General features: G+C 33.4%; 25 protein-coding genes, 1 tRNA gene and 1 other RNA gene. 21 read left to right on the forward strand and 6 right to left on the reverse strand.

Annotated features, from left to right (window positions below):
* Positions 1-438 precede the first annotated feature (438 nt).
* The 7 genes from CD032_RS03250 (at position 439) to CD032_RS03280 (ending at position 3,789) form a co-directional block, all read left to right on the forward strand.
* Positions 439-945 (forward strand): phage terminase small subunit P27 family, encoded by a 507-nt coding sequence (locus CD032_RS03250; protein ID WP_103211165.1) that lies wholly within the window; start codon positions 439-441, stop codon positions 943-945.
* 342 nt (positions 946-1,287) lie between these two features.
* Positions 1,288-1,824 (forward strand): encapsidation protein CP3, encoded by a 537-nt coding sequence (locus CD032_RS03255; RefSeq protein ID WP_103211166.1) that lies wholly within the window; start codon positions 1,288-1,290, stop codon positions 1,822-1,824.
* Complete coding sequence (locus CD032_RS03260; protein WP_103211167.1) at positions 1,821-2,147, forward strand: hypothetical protein; 327 nt, start codon at positions 1,821-1,823, stop codon at positions 2,145-2,147. The genes CD032_RS03255 and CD032_RS03260 overlap by 4 nt, the downstream gene beginning before the upstream one ends.
* Complete coding sequence (locus CD032_RS03265; protein WP_103211168.1) at positions 2,140-2,487, forward strand: hypothetical protein; 348 nt, start codon at positions 2,140-2,142, stop codon at positions 2,485-2,487. Before CD032_RS03260 ends, CD032_RS03265 begins: the two co-directional genes overlap by 8 nt.
* Positions 2,488-2,882: 395 nt before the next feature.
* Positions 2,883-3,074 carry a hypothetical protein gene (locus tag CD032_RS03270; RefSeq protein ID WP_019469459.1) on the forward strand — a complete coding sequence of 64 codons (192 nt, stop codon included), beginning with the start codon at positions 2,883-2,885 and terminating at the stop codon, positions 3,072-3,074.
* A gap of 81 nt (positions 3,075-3,155) precedes the next feature.
* Positions 3,156-3,482, forward strand: coding sequence for a DUF1722 domain-containing protein (locus CD032_RS03275; RefSeq protein ID WP_103211169.1), 327 nt, complete (start codon positions 3,156-3,158; stop codon positions 3,480-3,482).
* A 127-nt stretch (positions 3,483-3,609) separates the two neighbouring features.
* Positions 3,610-3,789 carry a hypothetical protein gene (locus tag CD032_RS03280; protein ID WP_071562172.1) on the forward strand — a complete coding sequence of 60 codons (180 nt, stop codon included), beginning with the start codon at positions 3,610-3,612 and terminating at the stop codon, positions 3,787-3,789.
* A 1,460-nt stretch (positions 3,790-5,249) separates the two neighbouring features.
* On the opposite strand, the gene CD032_RS03285 is transcribed toward CD032_RS03280, so the two are convergent.
* Positions 5,250-5,321, reverse strand: a tRNA-Arg gene (locus tag CD032_RS03285).
* Between the two features lie 150 nt (positions 5,322-5,471).
* Between CD032_RS03285 and clpP the strand changes: the two genes are divergently transcribed.
* Positions 5,472-6,056, forward strand: a complete 585-nt coding sequence (clpP, locus tag CD032_RS03290) for an ATP-dependent Clp endopeptidase proteolytic subunit ClpP (protein ID WP_019469455.1) — start codon at positions 5,472-5,474, stop codon at positions 6,054-6,056.
* Between the two features lie 142 nt (positions 6,057-6,198).
* Here the strand turns inward: clpP and CD032_RS03295 are convergent, their stop codons facing one another.
* The 3 genes from CD032_RS03295 to CD032_RS03305 all read right to left on the reverse strand — a co-directional run bounded on the left by CD032_RS03295 (position 6,199) and on the right by CD032_RS03305 (position 7,853).
* On the reverse strand, positions 6,199-6,387 hold the full coding sequence (locus tag CD032_RS03295) for a hypothetical protein (protein ID WP_019469454.1): 189 nt from the start codon (positions 6,385-6,387) through the stop codon (positions 6,199-6,201).
* Positions 6,388-6,404: 17 nt separating this feature from the next.
* Positions 6,405-7,301: a TIGR01777 family oxidoreductase gene (locus CD032_RS03300; RefSeq protein WP_019469453.1), complete on the reverse strand. Its 897-nt coding sequence runs from the start codon at positions 7,299-7,301 to the stop codon at positions 6,405-6,407.
* 363 nt (positions 7,302-7,664) lie between these two features.
* Positions 7,665-7,853: a hypothetical protein gene (locus tag CD032_RS03305; RefSeq protein ID WP_019469452.1), complete on the reverse strand. Its 189-nt coding sequence runs from the start codon at positions 7,851-7,853 to the stop codon at positions 7,665-7,667.
* A gap of 276 nt (positions 7,854-8,129) precedes the next feature.
* Between CD032_RS03305 and CD032_RS03310 the strand changes: the two genes are divergently transcribed.
* A complete protein-coding gene (locus CD032_RS03310; RefSeq protein WP_103211170.1) occupies positions 8,130-8,792 on the forward strand; it encodes a DUF4887 domain-containing protein in 663 nt (220 codons plus the stop codon).
* A gap of 140 nt (positions 8,793-8,932) precedes the next feature.
* Here the strand turns inward: CD032_RS03310 and CD032_RS03315 are convergent, their stop codons facing one another.
* Positions 8,933-9,160 (reverse strand): hypothetical protein, encoded by a 228-nt coding sequence (locus CD032_RS03315; RefSeq protein WP_019469450.1) that lies wholly within the window; start codon positions 9,158-9,160, stop codon positions 8,933-8,935.
* Between the two features lie 352 nt (positions 9,161-9,512).
* Between CD032_RS03315 and CD032_RS03320 the strand changes: the two genes are divergently transcribed.
* The 12 genes from CD032_RS03320 to ssrA all read left to right on the forward strand — a co-directional run bounded on the left by CD032_RS03320 (position 9,513) and on the right by ssrA (position 21,970).
* On the forward strand, positions 9,513-10,541 hold the full coding sequence (locus tag CD032_RS03320) for a sugar-binding transcriptional regulator (protein WP_103211171.1): 1,029 nt from the start codon (positions 9,513-9,515) through the stop codon (positions 10,539-10,541).
* 39 nt (positions 10,542-10,580) lie between these two features.
* Positions 10,581-11,588 carry a type I glyceraldehyde-3-phosphate dehydrogenase gene (gene gap / locus CD032_RS03325; RefSeq protein WP_019469448.1) on the forward strand — a complete coding sequence of 336 codons (1,008 nt, stop codon included), beginning with the start codon at positions 10,581-10,583 and terminating at the stop codon, positions 11,586-11,588.
* A 129-nt stretch (positions 11,589-11,717) separates the two neighbouring features.
* Positions 11,718-12,908, forward strand: a complete 1,191-nt coding sequence (locus CD032_RS03330; protein WP_064264387.1) for a phosphoglycerate kinase — start codon at positions 11,718-11,720, stop codon at positions 12,906-12,908.
* Between the two features lie 64 nt (positions 12,909-12,972).
* Entirely contained in the window at positions 12,973-13,734 is a 762-nt protein-coding gene (gene tpiA / locus CD032_RS03335; protein ID WP_019469446.1) for a triose-phosphate isomerase, read from the forward strand.
* A gap of 1 nt (position 13,735) precedes the next feature.
* Complete coding sequence (gene gpmI, locus CD032_RS03340) at positions 13,736-15,253, forward strand: 2,3-bisphosphoglycerate-independent phosphoglycerate mutase (RefSeq protein ID WP_064264386.1); 1,518 nt, start codon at positions 13,736-13,738, stop codon at positions 15,251-15,253.
* 192 nt (positions 15,254-15,445) lie between these two features.
* Positions 15,446-16,750, forward strand: coding sequence for a surface-displayed alpha-enolase (gene eno, locus CD032_RS03345; RefSeq protein WP_019469444.1), 1,305 nt, complete (start codon positions 15,446-15,448; stop codon positions 16,748-16,750).
* Between the two features lie 221 nt (positions 16,751-16,971).
* Complete coding sequence (locus CD032_RS03350; protein ID WP_019469443.1) at positions 16,972-17,433, forward strand: hypothetical protein; 462 nt, start codon at positions 16,972-16,974, stop codon at positions 17,431-17,433.
* Between the two features lie 68 nt (positions 17,434-17,501).
* A complete protein-coding gene (gene secG / locus CD032_RS03355; RefSeq protein ID WP_019469442.1) occupies positions 17,502-17,735 on the forward strand; it encodes a preprotein translocase subunit SecG in 234 nt (77 codons plus the stop codon).
* Positions 17,736-17,875: 140 nt separating this feature from the next.
* Entirely contained in the window at positions 17,876-18,616 is a 741-nt protein-coding gene (locus CD032_RS03360; RefSeq protein ID WP_040030208.1) for an alpha/beta hydrolase, read from the forward strand.
* 35 nt (positions 18,617-18,651) lie between these two features.
* A complete protein-coding gene (gene rnr, locus CD032_RS03365) occupies positions 18,652-21,024 on the forward strand; it encodes a ribonuclease R (protein WP_019469440.1) in 2,373 nt (790 codons plus the stop codon).
* A 22-nt stretch (positions 21,025-21,046) separates the two neighbouring features.
* On the forward strand, positions 21,047-21,511 hold the full coding sequence (gene smpB / locus CD032_RS03370) for an SsrA-binding protein SmpB (RefSeq protein ID WP_019469439.1): 465 nt from the start codon (positions 21,047-21,049) through the stop codon (positions 21,509-21,511).
* Positions 21,512-21,610: 99 nt separating this feature from the next.
* Positions 21,611-21,970, forward strand: a transfer-messenger RNA (tmRNA) gene (ssrA, locus tag CD032_RS03375).
* Between the two features lie 107 nt (positions 21,971-22,077).
* Here ssrA and CD032_RS03380 read toward each other — a convergent pair.
* Positions 22,078-23,184, reverse strand: a complete 1,107-nt coding sequence (locus CD032_RS03380) for a site-specific integrase (protein WP_103211172.1) — start codon at positions 23,182-23,184, stop codon at positions 22,078-22,080.
* Positions 23,185-23,192: the final 8 nt, after the last annotated feature.

Raw genomic sequence — 23,192 nt, forward strand, 5'->3', positions numbered from 1 at the left:
CTAAAGAGTACGAACAACAACTCAAACAACGTGACGAAGAAAAATCCCAACTCGAATCACAACTTGAACAATCACAACGTTCTGAATCAATTGCACGTAAACAATAACTTAAATAAGTTTAAAATTTATTACTACATTAATTTAAATGAGTTGTCTACAAATCTAGACAACATACAAAAAGACAACTTTCTTAACGCACCTAAATCATTACAAAAAGAAGTAATGAAAAAGAATATTTATAATTCCGTTCAAAATTACAACGAAGTGCAAAATTTGCACGACGACTAACTAAAACGACCACGTGGTCGCATTTGTGTATGAATTCTTTAGAATTAGCGTCGAGATTTTTCGACAATAAGACAGCGCTGACTTTATTACTAAAGAATACGAGAGAGCGCTCGCTTAAAAAATACATAACAATTATAGGAGATGATATAAATGTCACAGAGAAAACTATTATCACAACAAAAAGCTTATCGTACCAAAGATGTACAAGAACAAAGAAATGCGACTGAGAAAGCTATGAATGAGCTTACACCTTTATCAAAAGAACCACCCGATTTTTTAGACGATGATGCTGTTCGAGAATGGTATAGAGTGCTTCCACTTATTAATGAATTACCTATAAAAGATTTAGACAAAGGTCTGCTTGCTACTTATTGCCAAACATATAGTAACTACAAAAATGCCACACTCAAATTACAAGAAGAAGGTATGGTGGTTGTGACTGAACGTGGAAGTAAACTCTCACCTCATTACACAATACAAAGGGATAGCGTGAATACAATGAACGCCATTTGTCCCAAATTAGGCTTAACTGTTGAGGCACGTCTCAAGATTATGGAACCTAAGACAAAAAATGAGTATGATCCTGTAGGTGATTTTGTGACAGGTAAGAAGCCTAAATCAGTATATGAAGAGTTTGGCATAGGTAAAGATGACTAATTGTCCAATAATTGGACAAACTTAAACTTATAATAATACTTTGCAAATTTTTCAAAATAATTAATTATGCAATCATTGTATAAATTCATAAAATGTAACGCTAAAGATTTAATTGATAAATTGCATGAACGAGCGAAAGAGAATAAACGAAAGGTAAAAGTGAAGCAAAAAAGAATAATTCCAAGAAGAATAAAGATATTCGTTTAGAATCCAAGGAGCCTCAACGAAAAATGAAAACCAACAAAAAGCACCTGTACATGAAAATAAAGAAATCACAATAAAAAATGATGTATCTGAAACAACTGTAAAGAGGATTAAAAATTAAAGAAATGAGGTTATACAATGCTTCTAAAACCCTGTATGCAAGTATTAAGATATTATCCTACAGAAAAGATAACCGAATACGAGCTATTAACTGCTTATAATCCCGTGTTTATTAATCGTAAAATACAAACCATTGAAGAACAAATTGAATGTATGTATAGCCTTAATACGTCGCACATGACATGTGATGATGTGATGGGTGTAGTCACAACTTCATATCCTTTAGAAAAGTTAGTATGTTGGATTGTTGAGAAAAAAGACGAGCTGGATAGATATAAAAAACAATCAATTAAACGACTAAATTTGGTTAAAAAGCTAATCAAACACTATCCTTCGCATGAACAAAAGGATATCATTCAATACATGCAGTCAAATGGCTCATATAAGCCACACGAAACGATTAAGAAACTGCAGAAAGATTTATATCAAGTCCATCATAAAAACCGTTCACAACGCCGTGAGAAGCATATACAAGCCAATAAAGTGATTTATAATGACTATATCGAAACAAAACGTGAAAGCCTGCAAAATGAACGTGAGGTGCTTGCCATATGATTATTGAGTATCAAGATGTGAACTATAAAATGTTAGCCAAGTATATGTTGAACTATCACAGACTTTGTGACTGGTACATCAACAGACCTCATAACGTCAATGACCTTCAGTACCGAAATATATGTGATGTGGTTAAAGGTATAACTGCTGTATATAATGATTCTTCTTTATTAAAGCAACAAGTTATCAAGTTGACGTGGTGGGACAAGGAAACCTTATCAGATGACGTTATTTGCGACGTTATCGGTATTAAACAAAGGGCATTGTTGCGTGCTAGAACGTCTATATTAGATCGATTGGCGAGTGAAATCGGCTATGTATGATAAAAAGATGATTAAGCAGTTTATATTGAGCTGTCACGAGCATATTAACGATGATTATGAAGATAAACCCATTGAAACAGATGATTTCTTTGAGTTAGGTGCTGAAGTTGACCATAAGCGTATAGATCAAATGAATACAGAAGATGCGATATTTTTAAACGAGCTAGAATTGGCCGCCGAAACAGTAGGAACATTCAAAGAGTTTAATTTGTTTTTACTGATGGCAGAGGGGAAAACTTACAAAGATATGGCTCGTATATTCGAAGTAGGCGAGCAGAGAGTTAAGCAGATGTTAGACAAGTTAATAGTTAAAATGATTAAATATTTGCAATATAACTAAAATTGTATATAATAGGTAATGGAATCACTTATCACTTTCTTACGAATACACACTAGACGACTTTTAAAGTCGTCTTTTTATTTGGTTATTAATACAACTAAATTTTTTAATCACATTAGAGTGAGTATAGAATAGGCTTATTATGATATTTAATGCTATAGTAAACTTACATACAGCTATATATATTATTTTATAATTATTAATTTTTGCTCATACCAATTGCCAAAATAAGTTACGGGGTGGTTATTTGCTTGATAGTTCAATGGCATGTTAAAAATATATTTATCAGTTTTTTAGCATCATAACTCTTAATTTACAAGGCAGATAGTCTAGTCTGTCTTTTTTTATTTAAATATACGAACTAGAGTTCTATTATATTTACGAGGTGATTATAAATGAAACTCAATTTAGACTGGAATAAAGAGTTTCAAGAGTTTCAAGATATTTTGAATTCAGGAATAAATCCCGAATGGTTATATAATGCTAAAGCAAATTTGATACTTAATCCAGCATATACTGGACAAGGTAAACAATTTTTCTTTACTAAAGATATTATTGAAGCCAGTAAAAGAATTCCTTTTTATTAAATTAAATATTGAAAGTAGGTATTTAAAATCAATAAACGACTTCAAAAAGAAAAACTATGGAGTAGATATAAATATGAAGTTTTGTGGCATGATCACAATACTTATAATGACATTAGATATTTGATGAATAACGATGCTGAAATCGAATTAGTTCAGCAAAAAATTCAATACGCATTAAGTAAGAAACCATCTAAAGGTTCAATAATTAATGCCTTTTGTCATATGTGGGGGTATTTCAAAAAGATAAGCACCGAACAAGAAAAACAGAAATTTATAAAATTAAAAACAGATTTTGAAAATCAATTAATAAATGAAAGGAATTTAATTGATTTTATTAAAAGGTTAGCTGATTTATATGAAGTTTCTTATTTAAAACAGTCCTCTATTATAAGTGATCTAAATAGGTGAATATAGTTTATAGGTAGTTATTATAACTTTGATCTGCTTTTTAATATTTAAATTAATTTAATATCTTTATTGCTATTTATGTTATACATTCGATTATATTACAAATAAATAACCAAGGAGATTATATATGGATTACAAAAAAGAAATCAATAAAATAGGTTGGAACTCAAAAGAAGTAGAAAATAGAATCGAAAGTTTAATAGATGATGGATTTATAAGTTCAAAAGAAAATGACAATGAAAATATAGAGAATCTTATTGAAAAAGAAAGTGATAACTCTACACTAAATGAATTTTTAAATAAATAAAAAACCTATAGGCTTATTTCATATAAATTTGTTAAGTGTGTTGACTGATTTGATTATATTATTACAAGAAAAAATCCAGACCAGAAAACCTTATAATCTATAGTATGTTAATTATAATTATATGTTTAATGGCCATTTTTACAATTTGACACATTATTTTAAATTATGCAATTTAATAAGAAAATACAAGCACAAAGTCTGTCTTTTCTTACTTGTGTGTTTTAATAATAAAGGAATGTGAATTGTATGTCTATTTATGAATTATCATTTCCTCATAGTTTGGGCAAGTAAAAATAAAAACACTCACCTGTTGGTGAGCGTTAGTAACTAAATTTATCATTACATGCTCGTTGATTGTCATTTTACTTAGGGATTCTATTAACAAAAATAATTTTCGAGTTAGACAAAATTGACGCATTAAATATCCCCTAATATATGTATTTTAATTAGTTGATGCAACGCAGACCAAATGTTAAAACTATACATTAAGGTTATTTGATAACTTTGAGCAAATTTTAAGCGTGATGTTATACATTTGGATTTGAATATATTAGAGAATTCTAAATTGAAGAGTCTGTAAAACAAATTACTCATATCTGAGTGATTTAGATTATCCAACTGGTAATAACTATAACAACACTTGTAAAATAGAGAGGACGTAAAATGCTAATCCATAAGGAGTGAATGAATCATTAGGGCAGACCAAAAGCCAATTTGCCCCCCAGATTTGTAGACTCGGTGATTTTTTACCTGTTCTTTATTACACTATTACTTAAAATTGAGTAACAGCTCAAAAAAAGTGCATGTACTAATGAAAACTCTAGTTTTAATATTGTTTATGTTTATATATATGAATATATGTTTAGCAATATAAAAATGGTAATAAATGTAATAATAAGTTTGTAAATCTCATACTTCTTTATCTTATAAAAGGTAGGGATGTGTTTTGCGTTCTGAGAGAAGATTTGTGTTGTATTAAGAAGTTCTAAGATGGATAATTATTTATACAATACTTATATAGGATGAATTGTAAATGAATGAGATTTGTTTTTTTTATAATAGAATTAAATGAGGGTACATTTTTAGTGAGTATGTAGAAAACGTTTGGAAAATTGATGAAAGTTTAGCTTTAAAACGGTTTGATAAAAGTAATAAAAAAGCGTTATTACTTTTGCTTAAAAGATAGTTGCAAGTAAACTAATGTTAGCAATATAAGATCAATAAAAAGTAAAGTTATTAGAGGCATTTAAGATTTCATTTTCAACTTATCAAAGTAAAAAGTGTTTGAGTGCGTTATCTTTCATCATTTAATATATTCGAAATTGTTAATGGGGACTGAGTGGGGGCGAGAAATTCAAAACGCATCAAAATGAATGACACTATAAAATATAAAAATGCCGACACCACAAGCTTTTTGACAACTAGTGATATCGGGTGAAAATGAGAAAATAACTTACTTATCCCCTCGAAGGGAATCGAACCCCTATTCTAAGAACCGGAATCTTATGTGTTATCCATTACACTACGAGGGGTAAATAACAATAATATTAGTGTACAAATCTTATAAGTGTTGGTCAACAATAATTTATACAGTTTAAGGAAATTCTAAGCGTTATTTTTTGACCATATTTGACTTTTAGGTTAAAATAAATTTATCAGTTAGAAATAAGGAGGCAATATTAATGAATTTAATACCTACAGTAATTGAAACTACAAACCGTGGGGAACGTGCTTATGATATTTACTCACGTTTATTAAAAGACCGTATTATTATGTTAGGTTCACAAATTGACGATAATGTAGCAAACTCTATCGTATCACAATTATTATTTTTACAGGCACAAGATGCTGAAAAAGATATCTATCTTTACATTAACTCACCAGGTGGTAGTGTAACTGCTGGATTTGCTATTTACGATACAATCCAACACATTAAACCAGATGTACAAACAATTTGTATCGGTATGGCAGCATCAATGGGATCATTCTTACTTTCAGCAGGTGCAAAAGGTAAACGTTTTGCATTGCCTAATGCTGAAGTAATGATTCACCAACCATTAGGCGGTGCACAAGGTCAAGCAACTGAAATTGAAATTGCCGCTAACCATATTCTAAAAACACGTGCTAAATTAAACAAAATTTTAGCTGAACGTACTGGTCAATCAATTGAAAAAATTGAAAAAGATACTGACCGTGATAACTTCTTATCAGCAGAAGAAGCTAAAGAATACGGATTAATCGACGAAGTTATGGTGCCAGAATCATAATATTTTGCATAAGTAAATTAGGATAAACAGATTATAAAACAAGTCACGACAATGTATGACTATTTCCAAATGTATGATGCATAAGGAAATGGTTGGCATGCGTGACTTGTTTTTTTAAATATATTGTAACTATAAGTTGTGTTTATTTAATAGATTTTGCTTTTTTATAAATTAATAAAATTGAAATAACTAAAGTTAACAAACCTATGATGAATAAAGTTATTGAAATAAAGATCATTATTGCAGGTTTTTCAAATGCTAAAATACCATTGGTGATGAGGAGCAAACCTGCAATGAATAATAAGATATGGCTAAAACTATCTCGTTTCATTTTTAATGGTACCTTTCTTAATGAACTAAATTTTCTAGTGCAAGTTTTAGGTTAGGATATTTAAATTCAAAATCTAGTGCTTGTAATTTATTAGGTAAAACTTTTTGAGTATCAAGTACTACTGTAGACATTTCTCCTAAGACAATTCTGAGCGCAAATGATGGCACCCACGTATAATGTGGACGATGTACCTCTCTTGCAATAGTATAACCAAACATATTTTGATGTTCTGCGATAGGTGATGTGAAATTAAATACGCCGTGCGCTTTATCATTATTGATGGTATAAAGTAGCGCTCTTGTTAGATCTTCAATATGAATCCAAGAATACCATTGTCTACCACTACCTATTTTACCGCCGACATTTAATTCATAAGGTAATTTCATTAATGGTAATGCACCACCTTTATTTGATAATACCATTCCAAATCTACCTATAATCACACGTGTTCCAAAGGATTCAAATTGACGTGCTAACCGTTCCCATTGATATATTACTTCAGATAAAAAGTCGAATGGTAATGTTTGATACAACTCAGTATATGTACGTGTTAAATCAGGTTTATAATAACCCACAGCGCTAGCGTTAAAGAATACAGATGGTTTTTGCTTCCTGTTTTTGAAAAGATCGTATAATGCCTGTGTAGATTGTAATCGACTTAGCATAATGTTTTGTTTGTGTGAGGAAGTCCATCGGTTATTTAAGCTAGCACCGGCCAAATTGATGACGATATCAATATCTGGAATTTGACTTTCCCAATTTGGTTCTGACCAATTTACATATGTGATTTTAGGGTGTGATGTAGCGTGTTTTTGTCTTGTTAATATCGTGATTTTCGAATCACTTTGTTGTATTGCCTCGATTAGCTGCGTACCTATTAGACCAGTACCGCCCGTAATTAGATAGTGTTTCATAGTATCACCTCATAGAATTGTAGTATTGAATCGTGCAGGCTTTAAAAGTAAAAAATCTCATGTTTAGTATGACAAAATTTATTCGAATTTTGTTCAAAAATATGTCATTTACTACGCCTAGGATGTATTTAAATTAAAATCAGATGTCGTTATAATAAGGGTACCTTCGATATTAATTAATCATCTCTTAATTATTTCGAGTATACCCCATAATATACTAGCGAAGGTAAAATTTTGACTCCCTTTAGTAGAGGTCTATACGATTATCGTGTAGGCCTAATTTTTATACCTTTTAATATATATTATTGAATAATAAGAAATAATTATGATGTCGTTTTAAAAAGGAAATTGAAGTACTACATATTATAAAATAAATAAGGCAATAATGCCAAAAGCGAGTAAAAATAAAAAAAGAACGAGTATAAAAAGTTTATAGCGTGTTTTGATTGGAACGTTTAATTCGTCATTGTCATTTTCGGTCATCATATGTCGTAAACCTTTAGGCTTTTGTCGTGATTGATCTGTTTCGTTAAATAAGTCGTACTTTTTCAAAATCTAGTCACATCCTGTTATGATATTACTGACAATAGTAGAATAATTTAAGTAAAAGTGTTGAAACAATCATTGAAATTAGATTAATATGAAGTTAAAAATAAAAAAGTTGTATATGATTATTTTACTATAGTTTGGAAGACAAAGTAATATCTACATTAAAATGTGGTTAATATGGTTGTTTAATCAAAGAAATAGTGTAAAATATAGTTCTAACATGAAGTTAAATGCCATTTGAAAATGATGATTTGATATAAATTGAAGTGAGGGGAGCATATGCCTAAGCATAATCAAAATAATAATTTTGATGATAAAGATAATAAAAAAATGAGTGGTTTTGCAAAACTTATCAGTGGATTAATTGTGCTACTACTTATAGGTGGATTAGTTTTTGCAATTTTTGCATTCGTAGATCATTCAAATAAGGCCAATGAACGTTTGGCAGATCAAAAACAAGAAGAAAAAGACAAAAAGAAAGAAAAAACAAAGGAACAAAAAGACAAGAAAAAAGAAAAGTCAACTGAAGAAACACAACAAACACAACAGACACAGCAAACTCAACAAGTTCCTCAAACACAACAAACGCAACAGACACAACAGACCCAACAAACACAGCAGCCTAGAACACAAGAACGAAGAACTACGGAAGAAAAAGATTCACCTGAAAAAACAAAAGAAGAACGTACTACTGAAGAACGCTCGACAGAAGAAAAAACAACTGAACCATCCACAGAGGAAAAAACAACTGAAGAAAAGACAACTGAAGAAAAGACGAGTGAACCATCAACTGAAGAGCGCACATCTGAGCCTTCGACAGAAGAGAAGACCGATGAACCTTCTACACAACAACGAAGTACGCAACAAAATACCCAACAACGTTCAACACAAAACAATAATTCAAATTCAGAAAAAAGTTCGCAATCATCTGATGAAGATTAAATAGAATTTGAAAAATATATGCTTAGAACACGTGCTGCCATATGACAGTGCGTGTTTTTTGTAATGATTAATGGAACTTAAACACTGAAATGAAATATTGTAAATTATTTATAATACGAATTATAAAAGACAAAGAAAGGTTAAAATAGCAGGCTTACTAAATATGAAATGAAAGACAATAGCAGTATGATGGAAAAGCAGCCACCTAAACAACCAAAAGGTCCAAAATGACAGCCAATGTGTTTGTTGTAATTAAAAGATTGATATGGGTTTTTGTGAGAACTTTCTTTTGTTTGTTTAAAATAATCGTCATCTTTATATCTCTGATCTTCTGGGTCTATAACTTCTGGGTGTTTATTGTTAGACATGTATATTCCTCCTGATAAATATGATTTAAATTTATATTTATTTTAAGCATAAATGGTGATTGATTCAATGAAACGCATGTTAATGAAGTGATTTTAAAACATATCATTAAAAAATTAATGGGTAAATGATTATTAAAATATGGAATCGGGTATAATTATTCTATAGAGGAAAGAATTATAGAAGTTTAGAATTTACTTTATTTAAGACAAAAGTATTTCTCTTGCTTTTTTAAATGTATAGTAGTATTATTGCAAATATAACAGGTTATATTTTTTTGTCCCAGCAGGGACGAAAAAAGTCAATCTATGGTTAGAACTTGACCCTTGTATATAGAAACGGAGGAGGATAGTAGTGAAAGACTTGATAAAAATTCAACAAAAGTTAGTTCCAGAAATTGTTGAAAAGATGTATCGTCGTTTTTCAATACTCACTACTATCGCTCAGTATCAACCCGTCGGTAGACGTAGTTTAAGTGAATATATGGATTTAACTGAAAGAGTATTGCGTTCTGAAACAGATGTTTTAAAGAAACAAGCGCTTATCAAAGTTAAACCTACAGGCATGGAAATCACTGAAGCTGGTGAAACGACAGTACGCCAATTAAACAGCTATTTTAACGTTTACTCGGATGATCATCACCTTGCTCAAATTATCAAAGAAAAATATGACATCAAAGATGTTTATGTCATTCCAGGTGATTCAGACACTGATAAAACGGTTAAAATTGAGTTGTCTAAACAAGCGGGACAGTTAGTTGAAGATGTTTTATATGATCACGCAACAGTAGCAGTTACAGGTGGCTCAACGATGGCATACGTAAGCGAATCTATGCATCGCCAACCTTACGACGTATTTTTTGTACCCGCTCGAGGTGGACTTGGTGAAAATGTTGTATATCAAGCCAATACGATTGCTGCCAGTATGGCACAGCAAACAGATGGAGATTATACAACGCTTTATGTGCCAGATAATGTCAGTGAAACAACCTATAACACACTTATGTTAGAACCGTCAGTGATACACACCTTAGAGAAAATTAAAGAAGCGAATATTACAATCCACGGCATTGGTGATGCGCTGAAGATGGCGCGAAGACGTCAATCACCTAGTGAAGTTATTGAAAAACTTCAACATCACAATGCCTCGGGAGAAGCATTTGGATATTATTTCGATGAACAAGGACAAATCGTTCACAAAGTAAAAACGATTGGACTTCAATTAGAAGACCTTGTATCGAAAAAGTTTATCTTTGCCGTTGCTGGGGGTAAATCAAAAGGAGAGGCAATTAAAGCTTATCTTTCGATTGCACCTAAAAACACTGTATTAATCACAGATGAAGGCGCGGCAAGTATTATCGCAAATAATAGTAATAAAGAGTGATTCCACTTTTTAAATATCATTTTAAAGGAGGCCATTATAATGGCAGTTAAAGTAGCAATTAATGGTTTTGGTAGAATTGGTCGTTTAGCATTTAGAAGAATTCAAGATGTAGAAGGAATCGATGTAGTAGCAGTAAACGACTTAACAGATGATGAAATGTTAGCTCATTTATTAAAATATGACACTACACAAGGTCGCTTCACAGGAGAAGTTGAAGTTGAAGAAAATGGTTTCCGCGTTAACGGATTAGAAGTTAAATCATTTTCTGAGCCAGATCCAAGTAAATTACCTTGGGGAGACTTAGATATCGATGTTGTATTAGAATGTACTGGTTTATTCACAGATAAAGAAAAAGCAGAAGCACACATCAATGCAGGCGCTAAAAAAGTATTAATTTCAGCACCAGCTAAAGGTGACTTAAAAACAATCGTATACAACACTAACCACGACACTTTAGATGGTTCAGAAGATGTTGTTTCAGGTGCTTCATGTACTACTAACTCATTAGCACCAGTTGCTAAAGTTTTAAATGATGAATTCGGCTTAATCGAAGGTTTCATGACTACAATCCACGCATATACTGGTGACCAAAGCACACAAGATGCGCCTCACAGAAAAGGTGACAAACGTCGTGCGCGTGCAGCTGCTGAAAACATTATCCCTAACTCAACAGGTGCTGCTAAAGCTATCGGCCTAGTAATTCCTGAAATTGATGGTAAATTAGACGGTGGAGCACAACGTGTACCAGTTGCAACTGGTTCATTAACTGAATTAACAGTAGTATTAGATAAAAATGTAAGTATCGAAGACGTAAATAACGCAATGAAAAATGCATCTAACGAATCATTCGGTTATACTGAAGACGAAATCGTTTCTTCTGACGTAATCGGAATGACATACGGTTCATTATTTGATGCAACTCAAACACGTGTTATGACTGTTGGAGATCGTCAATTAGTTAAAGTAGCAGCTTGGTATGATAACGAAATGTCATACACTTCACAATTAGTACGTACATTAGAATATTTAGCAAGTCACGCTAAATAATTTGATGTTCACTTTAGCTTAACAAGTATAGCGTTGTGAAATTGAATCAATAAGCTTAGGAGTAAGCGGGGAGCTCAACGCTTCTCCGCTTATTTTACTTTATTCATCCATCTGAAGGAGGAAGATTACATGACAAAAAAAAATGTATCTGATATAGAGTTAAAAGGTAAAACTGTACTTGTACGTGCAGATTTTAACGTACCTATGAAAGACGGTGAAATTACGGATGACAACCGTATCGTTCAAGCTTTACCAACTATAAAATATATTATAGAGCAAGGTGGTAAAGTCGTTTTATTCTCTCACTTAGGAAAAGTTAAAGAAGAAAGTGATAAAGCAGAATTAACTTTAAAACCTGTAGCTAATGCATTAGCTGAAAAATTAAACAAAGACGTGGCATTTGTTCCTGAAACACGTGGAACACAATTAGAGCAATCTATCAAAGCCTTAAATGAAGGTGATGTGCTATTAGTTGAAAATACACGTTTTGAAGATTTAGAAGGTAAAAAAGAGTCTAAAAATGACCCTGAATTAGGTAAATACTGGGCATCATTAGGTGATGTTTTCGTAAATGATGCATTTGGAACGGCACACCGTAAACACGCGTCAAACGTAGGTATTGCAGCACACTTAGAAACTGTAGCAGGCTATCTAATGGAAAAAGAAATTAGATATATCGGTGGCGTTGTAGAAAACCCAGATAAACCTGTTGTTGCAATTCTTGGTGGTGCTAAAGTTTCAGATAAAATTGGTGTAATCACTAACTTATTGAAAATTGCAGATAAAGTGCTTATTGGTGGCGGTATGTCATACACATTCTTTAAAGCTCAAGGAAAAGAGATTGGCCTATCTTTATTAGAAGAAGATAAAGTAGACTTTGCAAAAGAATTGTTAGAAAAAGCAGGAGATCAAATCGTATTACCTGTAGATTGTAAAGTTGCAAAAGAATTTTCTAATGATGCGAAGATTACAGAAGTTTCTGTAGATGATATACCTGCAGATCAAGAAGCAATGGATGTTGGTCCGAAAACTGTAGAATTATTCAAAGAAAAATTACAAGGTGCACATACGGTAGTATGGAATGGACCTATGGGCGTATTTGAATTCAGTAATTTTGCAAAAGGTACAATTGGTGTTTGTGAAGCAATTGCTGAGATGAAAGATGCAAACACAATCATCGGTGGTGGCGACTCAGCTGCAGCTGCGATTTCATTAGGATATGCAGATGACTTTAGTCACATTTCGACTGGTGGCGGTGCATCATTAGAATATCTTGAAGGTAGAGAACTGCCAGGTGTAGTTGCGATTGCTAATAAATAATCGCTGATTTACGAGCAAAACTTGATTAAACAATAATCATAATTTACTAATAGGAGTGTATATAATGAGAAAACCAATTATTGCGGGTAACTGGAAAATGAACAAAACGGTTCAAGAGGCTAAAGATTTTATTAATGAATTACCAGCATTACCAGATACTAAAGAGGTAGAATCTGTTATTTGTGCTCCAACAATTCAATTAGATGCTTTAGTAACAGCAGTTAATGAAGGTAAAGCACAAGGCTTACAAATTGGCGCACAAAACGCCTTTTATGAAGATAACGGTGCATTTACAGGTGAAACATCACCAGTAGCATTAGCTGATTTAGGTGTGAAATATGTTGTTATTGGACACTCAGAACGTCGTGAAATCTTCCATGAAACAGATGAAGATATCAACAAAAAAGCACATGCTGTATTCAATCACGGTATGACACCAATTATTTGTGTTGGTGAAACAGACGAAGAACGTGAAAGTGGCAAAGCTAATGAAGTTGTTGGCAACCAAGTGAAAAAAGCTGTAGAAGGCTTATCAGAAGCACAATTGAAACAAGTTGTTATCGCATATGAACCAATTTGGGCAATCGGTACTGGTAAATCATCAACTGCAAAAGATGCTAATGAAATGTGTGCATTTGTAAGAGAAACAATCGCAGATTTATCTGGACAAACAGTTGCTGATGCAACACGTATTCAATATGGCGGTAGTGTTAAACCTAACAACATAAAAGAATACATGGCAGAATCAGACATTGATGGCGCATTAGTAGGTGGCGCATCACTTAAAGTGGATGATTTTGTACAATTGTTAGAAGGTGCAAAATAATATGGCTAAACAACCAACTGCATTAATTATTTTAGATGGTTTTGCAAATAGAGAAAGTGAGCATGGTAATGCTGTAAAACTAGCTAATAAACCTAATTTTGATCGTTATTATAATCAGTATCCAACAACCCAAATCGAAGCAAGTGGCTTGGATGTTGGACTTCCTGAAGGTCAAATGGGTAATTCAGAAGTTGGACATATGAATATCGGTGCTGGACGCATTGTTTATCAAAGTTTAACGCGTATCAATAAATCTATTGAAGACGGCGACTTCTTTGAAAATGATGTATTGAATCAAGCCATTCAACACGTAAAAGGTAATGATTCAGCACTTCATATTTTTGGTTTATTATCAGATGGTGGTGTGCACAGTCATTATAAACATCTATTTGCTTTATTAGAATTAGCCAAAAAGCAAGGCGTTGACAAAGTTTATGTACATGCGTTTTTAGATGGACGTGATGTAGATCAAAAATCTGCGCTTAAATATATCGAAGATACAGAAGCTAAGTTTAAAGAACTAGGCATTGGTCAATTCGCATCTGTTTCAGGTCGTTATTACGCAATGGACCGTGATAAACGCTGGGATAGAGAAGAAAAAGCTTATAACGCAATTCGTAACTTTGGTGGAGAAACATTTGAATCAGCTAAAGCTGGTGTTGAAGCAAACTATGCTAAAGACTTAACTGATGAATTTGTTGAACCATTTATCATCAAAGATCAAAATAATGGTGTAAATGATGGAGATGCAGTCATTTTCTATAACTTCCGTCCTGATAGAGCTGGTCAACTGTCTGAAATCTTTACAGATAAAGCATTTGAAGGCTTTAAAGTGGATCAAGTAAATGACTTGTTCTACGCTACATTTACAAAATATAATGATAATGTTGATGCAAAAATTGTTTTTGAAAAAGTTGACTTAACTAATACAATTGGTGAAGTTGCACAAGATAATGGCTTGAAACAGTTACGTATAGCGGAAACTGAAAAATTCCCACACGTCACTTATTTTATGAGTGGTGGTCGCAATGATGAATTTGAAGGCGAACGTCGTAGATTGATTGACTCACCTAAAGTTGCGACTTATGATCTTAAACCGGAAATGAGCGCTTATGAAGTCAAAGACGCACTCATTGAAGAGTTAAATAAAGGTGATTTGGACTTAATCTTATTAAACTTTGCCAACCCTGATATGGTAGGTCACAGCGGTATGCTTGAACCTACGATTAAAGCAATTGAAGCGGTTGACGAATGTTTAGGTGAAGTCGTAGATAAAATTGTTGATATGGGTGGTCATGCCATTATTACAGCTGACCATGGTAACTCAGATATGGTATTGACTGATGATGAGCAACCGATGACGACACATACGACTAATCCTGTACCAGTGATTGTTACTAAAGAAGGTGCAACTTTACGTGAAACAGGTCGACTAGGTGATTTAGCACCTACATTGTTAGATTTGTTACAAGTAAAACAACCTGAAGACATGACTGGTGAATCACTCATCAAGCATTAATTTGATAGAAACAAAACATGGACTGAAATTAGCAACATAAAAGCGTGTCACAGTTTAAAATTTGCTTAAAAGACTGATGACACGCATAATCAAATTGAAGTAATTAAATTATTTGTATTTATAGCATTTATAGCTATAATGAAGATGAAATTTAATATTTCTAAACTACTTATTATAAAGGAGATTACAAACATGCCAATTATTACAGATGTTTACGCTCGCGAAGTCCTTGACTCACGTGGTAACCCAACAGTGGAAGTAGAAGTATTAACTGAAAGTGGTGCATTTGGACGCACACTTGTACCATCAGGTGCTTCTACTGGTGAACACGAAGCAGTAGAATTACGTGACGGAGACAAAACACGTTATTTAGGTAAAGGTGTAACGAAAGCTGTTGAAAATGTAAATGAAATTATTGCACCTGAATTAATTGAAGGTGAATTTTCAGTATTAGAACAAGTCTCAATTGATAAAATGATGATTCAATTAGACGGAACTGAAAATAAAGGTAAATTAGGCGCAAATGCTATTCTTGGTGTTTCTATTGCAGTAGCACGTGCAGCAGCTGATTTATTAGGCCAACCACTTTATAAATATTTAGGTGGCTTCAACGGTAAACAATTACCAGTTCCAATGATGAATATTGTAAATGGTGGTTCTCACTCTGATGCACCAATCGCATTCCAAGAGTTCATGATCTTACCAGTTGGTGCAGAAACATTTAAAGAATCATTACGTTGGGGAGCAGAAATTTTCCACAACTTAAAATCAATCCTTAAAAACCGTGGTTTAGAAACAGCAGTAGGTGACGAAGGTGGTTTCGCTCCTAAATTTGAAGGTACAGAAGATGCTGTTGAAACAATATTAGAAGCGATTAAAGCAGTTGGATTAGAACCTGGTAAAGACGTATTCTTAGGCTTTGACTGTGCTTCATCTGAATTCTTCGAAGATGGCGTTTATAACTATGCTAAATTTGAAGGTGAAAATGGTTCAAAACTTACAGCAGAACAACAAGTTGACTATTTAGAAGAATTAGTTAATAAATATCCAATCATTTCTATTGAAGATGGTATGGATGAAAATGACTGGGACGGTTGGAAAGTATTAACTGACCGTATCGGTGATCGTGTTCAATTAGTTGGTGACGATTTATTCGTTACAAACACTGTTAAATTATCAGAAGGTATCGAAAAAGGTATCGGTAACTCAATCTTAATTAAAGTTAACCAAATTGGTACATTAACTGAAACATTTGATGCTATTGAAATGGCTCAAAAAGCTGGATATACAGCAGTAGTATCACACCGTTCTGGTGAAACAGAAGATACAACTATCGCGGATATCGCAGTTGCTACAAATGCAGGTCAAATTAAAACTGGTTCATTATCTAGAACTGACCGTATTGCTAAATACAATCAATTATTACGCATCGAAGATGAATTGTTTGAAACAGGCAAATTCGATGGTATTAAATCTTTCTACAACTTAGATAAATAATATTTATCTTGAAAAAAAGAGTTCACGCGCTAACACGTAAGCCCAATGGGTTTGCGTGTTTTTTATTGCAAGACGCGTTAATATCATTTATGATTCGAAATTGTGTCAGACAAAGATAAGTTTCAATGAAATACATCGTCAAGATTATTTAATTTGTTCATCTTTGTTAGTGAAACTGATATAATTAAAAGTGTAAATTATAGAAGGAGTATTGACTGATTATGAAGGCACAACCTAAAACAAAAGAAATTAGAACAGGTCATTTTCTTGCTTATACTTCACTTATCATAGCAATTTTATATGCCATCCATTTATTTGTTATTTTAGATGATAGTGTAATAAAACAAATGTTAATAAATAGTAGACAAAAGCCTTCTGAAAACGCAATTGGTGTGATAAAAAACAGTTTCCAATTTACAGGTATCATGTATGTGATTGCTAACTTAACAGGGATTATTGCGATTTGGAATAGGCACACGTATTTGTGGTGGTTTATGTTTGCAGTATTCACTTCACAAATTTTATATAATTTAGTTAATATCAGTGCGGTTTATGAGGCGATATTAGATACAAAATCAATGATAAATATCTTACCGTTAACAATTGTATTAATCATATCACTTATTTTAGCGATTTATATGTTGGTTGTTTCAATCAAACGTAAAAGTACATTTAATAGATAGAAGTTTGCTAAATAAGTCAAACGTGTGATATAATGCGGTTCGTATATAATGAATGGAGGACAATTTTTATGCATACATTTTTCATGATCATTTTAATTTTAGATTGTATTGCATTAGTGACTGTTGTATTACTCCAAGAAGGTAAAAGTAATGGACTATCAGGTGCGATAAGCGGTGGCGCTGAACAGTTATTTGGTAAACAAAAACAACGTGGCGTTGATTTATTCTTGCATAGATTAACAATTGTATTGTCTGTCATTTTCTTCTTGTTAATGTTAGGCATAAGTTATTTTGGTTTATAAGGTCCGACGATGTAAAAGTCGGGCTTTTTTATTTATAATAGAAGTATTCGGCTTTTAAATGCTTCAAAGTAGGGAATATATTTTGAGTACAACTGATATCATATTTATTTTAATAGCTTGGACGAAAGGATTGAATCACGATGCAAATTAGATTACCAGAACCATTCTTTTTTGAAGAAGGTAATCGCGCTGTATTACTTTTACACGGTTTTACTGGAAATTCTTCAGATGTAAGACAATTAGGGCGATTCTTACAAAAAAAGGGTTACACTTCTTATGCGCCACAATATGATGGGCATGCAGCACCACCAGAAGAGATACTCCAATCTAGTCCATTTGCATGGTATAAAGATGCGATAGATGGATATGAATTCCTTGTGGATAAAGGATATGATGAAATTGTGGTTGCCGGCTTATCACTCGGTGGTTGTTATGCATTGAAAATAAGCTTAGATAGAGACGTAAAGGGTATTATAACAATGTGTTCACCTATGCATATTAAGACTGAAGGGGCAATGTTTGATGGTGTCTTAACGTATGCACGTAATTTTAAAAAATACGAAGGCAAAGATGAAACAACCATAGAAAAAGAAATGGATGAGTTTCATCCAACAGATACTTTAAAAGATTTGCAAGGTCAAATTCAAAGTATACGTAATCAAGTAGATGAGGTTATGGATCCGCTACTGGTTATCCAAGGTGAGCAAGATCAAATGATTAATACAGATTCTGCTAACATTATATACAATGAAAGCGACTCAGATGATAAAGAGATTAAATGGTATGCGAATTCAGGACATGTCATTACAATTGATAAAGAAAAAGAACAAGTTTTTGAAGATATATACCAATTCTTAGAATCATTGGATTGGTCCAAATAAATTTACAGTATTTAATAAAAGAAAGGAGGGGCATAATGAATTTAAAGCAATCCATAGAAGAAATTATTAAACAACCTGATTATGAACCCATGTCTGTATCAGATTTTCAAGATGCATTAGGTTTAAATAGTGCCGACTCATTTAGAGACTTAATCAAGGTGCTTGTTGAATTAGAACAAACAGGATTAATTCAACGTACAAAGACGGACAGATACCAACGTAAGGAATCTAAAAAATCAAAGCAATCCAAATTAATACAAGGTACACTCAGCCAAAATAAAAAAGGTTTTGCATTCTTACGTCCTGAAGACAATGATATGGATGATGTCTTTATCCCACCTACGAAAATTAATCGTGCAATGGATGGAGATACCGTACTTGTCGAATTACAACACTCTAAAGGTGAACATAAAGGTAAGCTAGAAGGTGAAGTGAAATCAATCGAAAAACACTCTGTTACCCAAGTAGTGGGTACGTATAGTGAAGCTCGACATTTTGGTTTTGTGTTACCTGATGATAAACGTATTATGCAAGATGTCTTTATTCCGAAAGGCCATAATTTAGGTGCGATAGATGGACATAAAGTCTTAGTACAAATTACAAAATATGCGGACGGTACCGATAACCCAGAGGGCCAAGTTTCTGCAATTTTAGGCCATAAAAATGATCCAGGTGTCGATATCTTGTCGATTATCTATCAACATGGTATTGAAATTGAATTTCCAGATAAAGTGTTAGAGGGAGCTGAAGCTGTTCCAGATGAAATTAAACCATCTGAAATCGAAGGGCGTCGTGATTTAAGAAATGAGCTTACCATTACAATTGATGGTGCAGACGCTAAAGACTTAGATGACGCGATTAGTGTGAAAAAGTTAGATAATGAACATACGCAGTTAACGGTAAGTATCGCCGATGTCAGTTATTATGTGACAGAGGGGTCAGCGTTAAATGAAGAAGCATACGACCGTGCAACGAGTGTTTATTTAGTAGACCGTGTGATTCCAATGATACCTCATCGACTAAGTAATGGCATTTGTTCATTAAATCCACAAGTGGATAGACTAACTTTAAGTTGCCAGATGGAATTAGATGAACGTGGTCATGTGGTTAATCATGAAATCTTTGATAGTGTGATTCATTCGAATTATCGTATGACTTATGATGAAGTGAATGAAATTATTACAGATCAAAATGAAGACACGCGCAAACAATATAACGAAGTTACACCAATGCTTGATTTAGCTAAAGACTTGTCTGAACGTTTAATCAATATGCGTAAACGCCGTGGTGAAATTGACTTTGATATCAGTGAAGCCAAAGTACTTGTCAATGATGAAGGTATTCCAACAGACGTAGAATTAAGAAAACGTGGTGAAGGTGAACGTCTCATCGAATCGTTTATGTTAGCAGCCAATGAAACGATAGCAGAACACTTTGATCGTTTAAATGTGCCATTTATATATCGTGTTCATGAGCAACCAAAATCAGAACGTTTACGTCAATTCTTTGATTTTATTACTAACTTTGGTTTAATGATTAAAGGTACTGGTGAAGAAGTTCACCCATCAACTTTACAAAAAATTCAACAAGAAGTAGAAGGCCAACCAGAGCAAATGGTCATTTCTACAATGATGTTACGTTCAATGCAACAAGCACGTTATGATGATGTGAATCTAGGTCACTTCGGTCTGTCAGCAGAGCACTATACACACTTCACGTCACCGATTCGTAGATATCCAGATTTAATCGTGCATAGACTCATTCGTAAATATCTTATTGATAAAACAATGGATGATAAAACACTTAATAAATGGGAAGAAGCATTACCAGAAATTGCTGATCATACATCACAAAGAGAACGTAGAGCGATCGAAGCAGAACGTGACACAGATGAACTGAAAAAAGCAGAATACATGGTTCAACATATTGGAGAAGAATATGAGGGTATCATTAGTTCTGTGGCTAATTTTGGTATGTTTATCGAATTGCCGAATACAATCGAAGGTATGGTACATGTATCAGAGATGACAGATGATTATTATCACTTCGATGAACGTCAAATGGCAATGATTGGAGAACGCCAAGCTAAAGTCTTTCGTATCGGTGATCCAGTTACAATCAAAGTTGTTAACGTAGATGTTGATGAGCGTATGATTGATTTCCAAATTGTTGGTATGCCATTACCGAAAAAAGAGCGCAGCCAAAGACCTTCACGTGGTAAGACCATTCAAGCGAAACCACGCGGTCAGTCATTAGATAATTCAAATAATGATAAAAAAGGTAAGAAAAAACAACGTAAAGGTAAAAATCAACGTAATAAAAACAAGCCAGCAAGTGGTAATACCAAACACAAACCATTTTACAAAGATAAAAAAGTGAAAAATAAAGCTCGTAAGAAGAAAAAATAATTCAACAAAGAGGTGAAACTCAATGCCAAAGAAAAAATCACCAGGAACATTAGCTGAAAATCGTAAGGCCAGACATGATTTTAATATAGAAGATACGATTGAAGCGGGCATTGTGTTGAAAGGGACAGAAATTAAGTCCATTCGTCGTGGCAGTGCAAACCTTAAAGATAGCTATGCGCAAGTAAATCGTGGCGAAATGTTTTTGAATAATATGCACATTGCTCCATATGAAGAAGGAAATCGATTTAACCATGACCCACGTCGTTCACGTAAATTACTATTACACAAACGTGAAATAGAAAAATTAGGGGAACGCACAAGAGAAATTGGTTATTCCATCATTCCTTTAAAACTCTATTTAAAGCACGGTCAATGCAAAGTTTTACTTGGTGTTGCAAGAGGTAAGAAAAAACATGATAAACGTCAAGCATTGAAAGAAAAAGCAATGAAACGTGACGTAGATAGAGCACTTAAAGCGCGTTATTAAGCGAAAATATTGCCAAAGACATTGATCTTTGGTAATATAATATGTGCTTTCTGAAAATGATAGATGATTAAATCTGCAGAAAGTACATTATATTATTACGGGGGCGTTTTTGGATTCGACAGGGGTCCCCGAGCTAGTTAAGCGTGTCGGAGGGTTGTCTCCGCACCAACACACACAGTTAAAAATTAACTGACAAATCAAACAATAATTTCGCAGTAGCTGCCTAATAGCACTCTGCATCGCCTAACTGCATTTCCTATGTGCAGTTAACGCGATTCAACCTTAATAGGATACGCTAGGCACTGCCGTTTGAAGTCTGCCTAGAAGAGATTAATCGAACTAGCATAATGTCGGCTGTCTATCACCTAACATTATGCGAAATACCTTGATAGACTACACACGTAGAAAGATTAGTATCAGGACCTCTGGACGCGGGTTCGAATCCCGCCGTCTCCACTATGTAGCCTTTAACCCTTGTGGTTAAGGGCTTTTTATTTTTGTTGCCCCAATATTGCCCCAGTTTCGCCCCAAGCAATAAAAAAACGCCGTGCAAATTTTGCACAACGTCATAAATATTTTATTATTTCTTTTTGAGTGGACGGGTACAAATGCCCATAACGTGATGTGACTTCTTCGGTTGATGTATGTCCTAATCGTTGCGCTATAATCATAGGACTAGTACCATGATTTATTAGCATAGACGCATGGCTATGCCTTAATTCATGGATAACGATACGAGGAAAAGTTTCACCGTCAGGCAATGTTTCATCAAGCTTTTTAAGTGTACCAGTAAACCATCTATCAATAGCACTTTCACTAAACGCTTTAAAAAATGTGCCAAATAGTACATAATTAGATTTGTAAATATTATTATCTTTATACCAATTTAAATATTCTTGTAAATCGTCCATCATGTGAGCAGGTAAATATATATCACGTATGGACGCTTTCGTTTTAGGGGCTGTTACGATACCGTGATAGTCCGTTTTGTTTATATGGATATAATCATCGTCAAAGTTTACATCGTCCCATGTGAGCGCTCTAATCTCTCCCTTACGTGCGCCACTATAAAACAATAGCTTGAAGAATACTTTTTGTTGCAAATTAGGTAGCATATTATAAAATTGGTTGAATTGTTCTAATGTCCAGTAATTTAAGCGTTTCTGTGTCTCAATCTCAAAGTTACCTACTAATGATGCAACATTTTGTTTTAGATCATGATACTTCATAGCATGGTTAAGTATAGATACCAAGAATACATGCATTTTCTTTAAATATTCCCCTGAATGTGCTTCTTTCATCTTCTTATTTTGAAACTTCATAATGTCTTGCGTTGTCATGTTGAATACGTCCATTGATTTAAAAAATGGTAATAAATGATTGCTGGTATGTGTCTTAAGTGATTTTAAACTTGATGCTTTACGACGTGCAGAATACCACTCAACATACTCTTGTACCAATTCATCGAACGGTAATTGATTAATCTTACCTATGCCCTCTATTTCGTCCATATAAGCGTTACATGCTTTCACAGCTTCTTTACGTTGTTTATATCCAGCACGTTTTATTTCTTTGCGTTCTCCCGTTTTCTCGTAGTATTTGATACGGAAGTAATATGTACCACGTTTAGAATCTTTATAAATGTTGTGGGATAGCTTTAAGTCGTGTTGCAATTAGATCA

Origin of the sequence: Staphylococcus cohnii subsp. cohnii, from assembly GCF_002902365.1 — a bacterium.
Lineage (GTDB): Bacteria > Bacillota > Bacilli > Staphylococcales > Staphylococcaceae > Staphylococcus > Staphylococcus cohnii.